At 60.1% G+C, this 7,706-nt stretch carries 8 protein-coding genes and 1 pseudogene; 7 read left to right on the top strand and 2 right to left on the bottom strand.

What is annotated here, in order from left to right; genetic code table 11:
* Positions 1-822 (bottom strand): beta-propeller fold lactonase family protein (locus tag RMO15_RS26670; protein WP_309719970.1); only part of this gene is annotated, 822 nt, incomplete at its 3' end.
* A gap of 181 nt (positions 823-1,003) precedes the next feature.
* On the opposite strand from RMO15_RS26670, the gene RMO15_RS26665 reads away from it, so the two are divergent.
* The 6 genes from RMO15_RS26665 (at position 1,004) to RMO15_RS26640 (ending at position 6,099) form a co-directional block, all read left to right on the top strand.
* Positions 1,004-1,693: a prolipoprotein diacylglyceryl transferase family protein gene (locus RMO15_RS26665; protein WP_309719967.1), complete on the top strand. Its 690-nt coding sequence runs from the start codon at positions 1,004-1,006 to the stop codon at positions 1,691-1,693.
* Positions 1,662-1,991 (top strand): hypothetical protein, encoded by a 330-nt coding sequence (locus tag RMO15_RS26660; RefSeq protein WP_309719963.1) that lies wholly within the window; start codon positions 1,662-1,664, stop codon positions 1,989-1,991. Before RMO15_RS26665 ends, RMO15_RS26660 begins: the two co-directional genes overlap by 32 nt.
* Positions 1,988-2,434, top strand: coding sequence for a hypothetical protein (locus RMO15_RS26655; RefSeq protein WP_309719960.1), 447 nt, complete (start codon positions 1,988-1,990; stop codon positions 2,432-2,434). Before RMO15_RS26660 ends, RMO15_RS26655 begins: the two co-directional genes overlap by 4 nt.
* The gene (locus tag RMO15_RS26650; RefSeq protein WP_309719957.1) at positions 2,434-3,810 is read left to right on the top strand and encodes a radical SAM protein; all 1,377 of its coding nucleotides are present in this window, start codon (positions 2,434-2,436) and stop codon (positions 3,808-3,810) included. The genes RMO15_RS26655 and RMO15_RS26650 overlap by 1 nt, the downstream gene beginning before the upstream one ends.
* Before the next feature lie 202 nt (positions 3,811-4,012).
* Entirely contained in the window at positions 4,013-5,836 is a 1,824-nt protein-coding gene (locus RMO15_RS26645; RefSeq protein WP_309719954.1) for a CocE/NonD family hydrolase, read from the top strand.
* Positions 5,833-6,099 carry a hypothetical protein gene (locus RMO15_RS26640; RefSeq protein ID WP_309719951.1) on the top strand — a complete coding sequence of 89 codons (267 nt, stop codon included), beginning with the start codon at positions 5,833-5,835 and terminating at the stop codon, positions 6,097-6,099. The genes RMO15_RS26645 and RMO15_RS26640 overlap by 4 nt, the downstream gene beginning before the upstream one ends.
* On the opposite strand, the gene RMO15_RS26635 is transcribed toward RMO15_RS26640, so the two are convergent.
* Positions 6,076-7,014, bottom strand: coding sequence for a hypothetical protein (locus RMO15_RS26635; protein WP_309719948.1), 939 nt, complete (start codon positions 7,012-7,014; stop codon positions 6,076-6,078). The genes RMO15_RS26640 and RMO15_RS26635 overlap by 24 nt on opposite strands.
* A gap of 226 nt (positions 7,015-7,240) precedes the next feature.
* Here RMO15_RS26635 and RMO15_RS26630 point away from each other — a divergent pair.
* Positions 7,241-7,706, top strand: a pseudogene (locus tag RMO15_RS26630) (hypothetical protein); the annotation flags it as partial.

Raw genomic sequence — 7,706 nt, 5'->3', positions numbered from 1 at the left:
CGCACCATTTCGCTTCATCAATCGACCAGACAACGAGCGGTTCGGGGCAGCAGGAGTGCCGGAGCATGGCCACCACGCAATTGCCGTCGAATCGGAAACATCCTCGCCAATTGTGGTTCTGCATCCCGCTGCTCGTCCTGTGCCTGATTTGTTCCGCCGTATGACCGAGCAGTCGAGCTCGTTGATGGCGTAGGCAAAGGGCTTCTTGGGATGAAACGCAAAGTGGCGCGGGCCGCCGCCGGGGTGCACCGCGGCAAACGCAGGCTCATTGGCGACTAGCTTTCCCGTTTTGGCGTTGGGCCGAAAAATCTGAATCTTATCAATCCCTAAATCGCAGCCGTAGGCCAGCTTATTGCTCGCATCTAAGTTAATCGAGTGCGCATGTGGCGCTTGCTGTCGGCCTTTGTTGGGGCCACTACCACTGTCCTGAATCGTGTCCGTCGCAGGTCGTAGGGAGCCATCAGGGCTCACGGGCAGCATTGCAAACGTCCCGCTGGAGTAGTTGGCTACAAGCACATGGCTCCCGGTCTTCAGCACCGAGAGATGGCACGGGTCGGCTCCTTGTGACGGCTGCTGGTTCACGAAAGTCAGGGCACCGCTCTCGGGATCATAGCGAAACGCCGCAATCTGCCCCTCGCCGGTCTCCGCCGTGGCAAAGAGCCGGTGTTTTTTGCGATCCGCCGCCAGAAACGAGGGGTTTGTGATCTTGGGAATGTTCTGCGGGATGCGCGTCCACGCCCCGGTGACATCATCCATACGAAAGGCATAGACCCCGTCGCTCTTATTGCCATTGGTGTAGGTTCCTACGAATACAATACTCATAGGCGCATTATACCTGCCGCCCCATGGAATGAGGCGTCTGCAGTGGCTTCGTGCCTCAGCCGTAAAGCCTGTTCCAGGCTGGGAGTTTTGTAGCCCGGCACGGGCTTTGCGGCCAAAGGCCACTGGAGCCGCTGGTTTTCAACCAGCAGCACGAGGCGATGCAGATACGCTACAATAGGCTATGAAGCCGCTGACTGCACTGCCGCCCCTCACGTCGGCTTCGTGGGCCTACGGCCTGGCTTATCTCCTCGGTGTTCTGACCTTCTGCCTCTTTGCCAAGAAGCGCCGCCTACTCACGGAGGGCATGGGCTTTGTCATGATGACCGGGCTAGTCGGGGGGCTGGTGGGCGCAAATCTGGGGCAGTTTCTCGCGACCAGCGGCGGCCCAGGCAAGAGCGTGCTGGGCGGGATTGTGGGCGGCTACTTGGCCGTGATGCTCGCCAAGAAACGCCTTGGGCTAGTCCGGCCTACGGGGGATTTATTTGCGGTCGCGCTTATGGCCGGTGAAGCTGTCGGGCGCTGGGGCTGTTTTCTCGGGGGGTGTTGCGGGGGACGAGAGTGCACGCTCCCTTGGGCCACCGCGGGGCACCATCCCACCCAGCTCTATCTCTCTGCCGCCTGCGCTGTGATCTTTATCGCCTTGCTGCTCGCCGAAAAGTGGCGCAAGCCCGCCGAGAACGGCCTCTGGTATCTCCAAGGAGTGCTCTACTGTCCTGCCCGCTTTGTTATCGAGTTCTTCCGCTCAGGGGCAGATCATCATGCGGGCCTTTCCACGGCCCAGTGGGTCTGTCTGATGGGCTTTGCCTTCTTTATCTACAAACTTGTCAAGGAGAAACCCTTTGCAACAGTCCCAAAACTACCGCTGCCCTAACTGCCAGACCGAGTTCGGTGAGGCGATTTCCCGCTGCCCGATGTGTGGGATGGCGCTACAACGCGACCAGCAGACGCAGGCGTTTACCAAGATCCCAGCGCTCGATGCCATTATCGGAGTGCTGGTTGGCCTCGTTGCCATCGCCACAGGGATCGGTATGATCGGAAGCATCATCGTCTACTTCCGCTACCGCCAACAGTACCCCTACTTCTGCATGGGCCTACTCATCAGCGGCGCCCTCCTCGTGCTCGTCATCCTCGGAATTCTCCTAGTTTGCTTTGGTGGAATCGCACGATGATGACCTGTACAAACTGCAACTCGGAGTACGAACCAAACACGGGTGCAACCCACTGCTCTCGCTGTGGCGCAGCCTACCCGCGTTCCTGGAAAGATAGAAAGAATGAAATCTCCGCCGCCTTCATGATATTGTCCACCGTCACCGCAGCCATTGCAGTAGGTTGGAAATACGGCTGGCCCTGGACAATCGTGGGAGCCTGGGGCGGGTTTCTTCTTGCGAGTCTGTTCGGCTCACGGCTCGGCGGTATGTATCTCTTTGTGCTTACCGTGGGACTTTTCATGGTCACCACTTGCCTGGTCGGCCCGATTGAAGTTTTCTTATTGATCCCCTCACCGTGGCGCTGGATAGCGCTCTTGTGGCTAGCAATCGGAGTTTTATTCATTATCAGCTTCATGAATGTTTTTGGGGGTGCAAGAGACCACAACGGGAATAGGATTAAATAATGTGGAGTGAAGAAACAACGGGCCTGTGTCCGACTTGCCTGCATCCGACTCCGGCGACGATCTTTGAGGAATCGGGACGGATTTGGATGCGGCAGAATTGCGCAAGGCATGGAGAGAGCACGGCGCTGCTGGCGAGCAATGCGGCGGAGTATCTGCGCTTTCGCACCTACGCGGTGGATCGGAGCGCGGGGGGCGGGTGCTGTGGGCCGGGGACGGAGTGTGCGGATGGCCCGCCGACCTGTGTGCTGCTCCTAGAGATTACCCAAGCCTGCAACCTACGCTGCCCCACTTGCTACGCCGATGCACGCGGCCATGAGATGATGGACGACACCGAGGCACGGCGGCGCTTGGACGCGTTCTTTCGCACGCAGAGCCGCCTCGATGTCCTGATGCTCTCCGGCGGCGAGCCGACCATTCACCCACGCTTTATCGAGCTGCTGGACATGGCGCTGGAGTACCCGATTGACCGCGTGGTAATCAATACCAACGGCCTGCGGCTCACCCAGAGCGAGACGCTCGTTGAGGCGCTGAAGGCACGCAAAGAGCGCATCGAGCTGTATTTTTCCTACGGCAGCTTCCGCCCCGAGGTGCATGAGCGGCTCTACGGAAAAGATCTGGTGGCGCGCAAGCAGGAGGCGCTCCAGATCGCCACCGACGCCGGGCTGTTTATCAATCTTGTGCCGACGGTCGAGGCGGGGGTCAACGATGATGAGATCGGAGAGCTCTATCGGTTTGCGCTGGCCCATGAGACGATCTGTGGGATTACCTACCAGCCCGTGATGAACAATGGGCGCTACGAGCACGGCTATGATCCCGGCTCGCGGCTCACGCTGACTGGCGTTCTAGAGCGCCTCGTGGCACAGACCGACGGTGCGCTGTCACTCTCAGACTTTGTGGGGCTCCCCTGCTCCCACCCCGACTGCTGCGTCCTGACCTACGGGATTCTCGACGAAAAGCGGAGCGTCTTAACGCCCCTCCCACGCCACTTGGACGTGGCGCGTTATCTCGATCTGTTCTCCGACAAAATCAGCTTCTCCGGCCTGATCGAGGGCGCTCTCAAACGCGTCTGGAGCGACACCGTGAATCTCAGAGCGGGCCGCACTCTCCGTGATCTCATGACCCTCTACGCCCACAGCGGCGTGAAAGACCTGCTCCCCCTCCGCAACGACCCGCAGGCCGTGGGTCGCCGCACGTTTCGGATCGTCGTCAAGCCCTTCATGGATGCCCACACCTGGGATCAGAAGCGGGTAGATCAGTGCTGCACCAAGCTCCTCAACGAGAAAGGCGAGGCCGTCAGCTTCTGCGAGTACAATGTCTTCCACCGAGGCCGCAAGCCCGCTCCCCCAAGTGGTCTACAGCTGGCGGTTCTGAAGTGAAACTTGGCCCGTTTAGATCGCCCCGGTTAGAGCGAGGCGTCAACGGGCGTCGCAAGCTCCGCCGCAAAGGCCTTCGGCCATAGTAAAACGAGGAGGCTCTCTTATGGGCGAAGCCCTTCCCAGCCGCAGGCTCGTTGACGCCCCCCTCCAACGGGGGCGATGCCGTGCAGGAATCCCGCCCCGCGATACGGAAATGAGTTTTATGCGTCGCACTCTTCCCCTTGCGTTTCTTGCCCTTAGCCTCACACCCGTTGCGCTCCACTCGGCACCACATCGGCCTAGTGCCGCACGACCCATGGAGCAGCGCTACACCAAGCACGATGTGCAGATTCCCATGCGTGATGGCACCAAGCTCTACACCGTGATCTACACGCCCAAAGACACGAGCGAGAAGCACCCGATTCTGATGGAGCGCACCCCCTACTCGGTGCCCTACGGCGACGATGACTTTGGGCCGGTTGAGGGGAGCTATGCAAAGGAAAACTACATTCTCGTCTTTCAGGATGTGCGCGGGAAGTACATGTCCGAGGGCGAGTACGAGAACGTCCGCCCGCTGAGCCCAGACGGCAAAGGAATTGACGAGAGCTCGGATACCTACGACACGATCGAGTGGCTGGTGAAGAATGTCACGGGCAACAACGGAAAAGTCGGGATGGTCGGGGTTTCGTATCCGGGCTTCTACGCCGCAGTCGGGGCGGTGCGAGCGCACCCCGCGCTCAAGGCCGTCTCGCCCCAAGCCCCCGTCACGGACTGGTTTCTCGGCGACGACGACCACCACAACGGGGCGTTTATGCTCCTCGACAACTTCGCCTGGTGCTTTGGCGGCTTCGACTGGCCACGCGAGGGGCCGAGCAAGGAGGAGTTCGACCCTAAGCTCTCCTACGACTCCAACAACGCCTACGACTTTTATTTGAAGCTCGGGGCCTTGAAGCACGCCAACGAGCGCTTCTTTCAGGGCAAGATTCGCTTCTGGAACGACCTGATCGAGCACGATACCTACGATGCCTTCTGGCAGGCACGCACGCCTCTGCCGCACTTTAAGAACCTGACACCCGCGTTCTTAGTGGTCGGAGGCTTCTTCGATGCCGAGGATCTCTGGGGGCCGCAGCACATGATCCGCGCCTTGCAGTCCCAGAGCCCCAAGACGCCAGCATCCGTGGTGATCGGCCCATGGTCGCACGGCGGCTGGGGCGGCGATGGGAGCCGTTTCCATGACCTGAGGTTCGGGCAGGACACCGCGGCCAAGTTTCGCAACGAGATGGAGCTGCCGTTTTTCAACCACTACCTCAAGGGCAAGGGAGCGCCGCCCGACCCGAAGGTGAAAGCGCGGGTCTTTGCGACGGGCTCGAACCAGTGGCTCTCGTTTTCCGCCTGGCCCCCGAAAGGTCTGCCGACACGCAGCTTCTACCTTCAGCCCGGAAAAAGTCTGGCGACAGCTCCGGTGAACCATGAGAAAGCCCCGGCAGACCGCTACGTCTCTGATCCGGCAAGCCCTGTTCCTTATACCAACTTCCCCGGTGTGCGCCGCGACTCACGCTACATGGCCGAGGACCAGCGCTTTGCCAGCAAGCGCCCCGACGTGCTCACCTATACCACCACCCCGCTTATGGCGGACATGACCACTGTGGGCGCGATAGACGTAGACCTCACCGTAGCAACGACGGGCACAGACGCGGACTGGGTCGTAAAGGTCATTGATGTCTCGCCCGAGACGGGAGCAGAGCAGCTGGTGCGCGGCGATGTGTTTCGGGGCAAGTTCCGCAAGAGTTTCAGCAAGCCCGAGCCCTTTGTGCCAGGCAAGCCCACGCCGCTGACTTTTGCGCTTGGGGATATTTGTCATACGTTTAAGAAGGGCCACCGCCTGCAAGTGCAGATTCAGAGCAGCTGGTTTCCTTTAGTGGACCGCAACCCGCACAAATTTATGAGTATCGGAAAGGCCGACGACAGCGATTTTGTGAAAGCGACACAGACCGTCTTTCACTCCAAGCAATTCCCGTCACGCGTTCGCTTTACGGTTAAACCATGAAAGACCCGACGTGGAAAGCCTGGGAGGGCTGGGCGTTTACGTTCTGCAAGGCCGCGTTTCTGGTGCTGATCTTTACGGGAAAGTACGCCCTGCTCGCGCTCTCGGGGCTCTCGGCGATTTGCTACATCGTTGCCGCCGCAAAGGGCGTGTCGGAGTGGCGCTGCTGGGCCAAGCCGCCTTGGGTGACGGTTTTCTGGATTGCCGTGTTTGCCTTTGAGCTGGCACGGCACACAGGCTACCTACCGAGTTTGCACCTGCGCTAGCTCCTGGCGGGCCTCGGCGGCGGCGGCGGCTTCTTGAGCCACCCGGCGGGCGGTATCGGACAGCTCGGCAAAGGCGACGGTCGGCCCGACACCGTCTTCCAGCTGGTGGCCCACCAGTCCCTCGCGAAGCGTCTCGATCTGCGCCTGAATCTCTGCCCGAAGCGCTGTCGCCCGCTTGGAGAGCAAGGCGGACTTCTCATGGGCCTGTGCCCGGCGCTCCAGAGCATCGGCACGGCGCGAGATAGAGTCGGCGGTGACACGATCTGGTTCCGTAAGTGCCTGCTGCGCTAGCTGCGCGGCCTCAGCCCGAAGCAGCGTCGTGTCCACCGGCTCCGTCATGACACTCGGAAGGCGCTCTATCGCCTCCCCTAGCGCCGCGACCGCCGCCCGAATGTCCGCCTCCGCTTTCTCGGGAACATCCGTGAGGAGCACATCCCGCAGTAGCGCCAGGTAGGCCCTGTCTAGCTCATCCGCCGTGTCTTTGATCAGCCCCTCGATCTCCGTGACTTGCAGGGGCTTGTGCAGGCTCCGAAACGCCGCCTTGGCAAACGGCCCAAAGCCCATCGCGGAGAATCCCGCTGTCGCAGCACCGAAGCTGGCCCAGGCGATATTCGGATCAAGACCGTGCTTCCGAGCCATGATCAGCACGATTAGCCCTGGCAGGAATGGCCCAAAAATCGCCGTGCACCATCCCGTCGCCAGGGTCCAGCTACTGGCATTTGCGTTGCCCACAGCGGCCTGCCGATCCGTCATCCCTAGCCCCTTGGACCAGAGCCGCCCGAGTTTTCCCAGTTTCGGCTCAGGCAAAGGCGCATTGGGGTCGTAGGCAGCCGCGCTGCCCGAGGATGTCAAGGCGCGCTTTTGAATCAGTCGGGCATGATCGTTGTCAGAGAGATCCTGAGGATAGAGTTGCATGTCTGCGGGAATTCTACCCGCTTGATCCTCAAAAGTAGCCGGAACCACAAGTAACCGGAACCACGAGGGTTCCGGCTTAAGAGGGCGACGGCTACCTTCGTAGCCAACCGAGCTTAGTGCTCGCGGAGGCGAGCGTCGCCCTCTTAAGCCCGGAGACTTGTTCTCAGGGGCTAGATTATGCAGACTTTGGCAGAAAGGTATAATGCGCTATGGAGCAAGACGTTAAATGGTAAACGCCCCCAAAACCCTCACCACCTCACTGGGATGCCTGGGAGCACTGCTCACCATCGTCATGGCGTCTATAGCGAAACGACAGATGGGCTACTATGGAGAAGGCATAGCCACCGCAGTCTTCTCCCCCGATGGCAACACACTTTATGGTGCGGGATCTATTCATACTCCCCAAGAGAGTAAAAGTACCCTCCAGGCTTGGGACACCAGCACCGGCAAGCTTCTCTGGCGGCAAGTGCAGGACGAGGCTTCAAGATACTGTCAAATTAGCCTCTCCCATGACGGCAAGACCCTACTCTTGCCCAACAACTATATCCGCAGTCTCTATGACGCACGCACAGGCCAGCGAATATCCCACTCCCTTTCCGAAGCCCCTCATATCACCCCTTACTGCCCGGCACTCTTCACTAAAGACGACGAAGAGATTATCGCAGTACTGGAGGATGGGAGCACCCCCGTGG

Origin of the sequence: Armatimonas sp. (assembly GCF_031410135.1) — a bacterium.
Lineage (GTDB): Bacteria > Armatimonadota > Armatimonadia > Armatimonadales > Armatimonadaceae > Armatimonas.
This window is presented reverse-complemented; position numbering and strand designations above follow the sequence as displayed.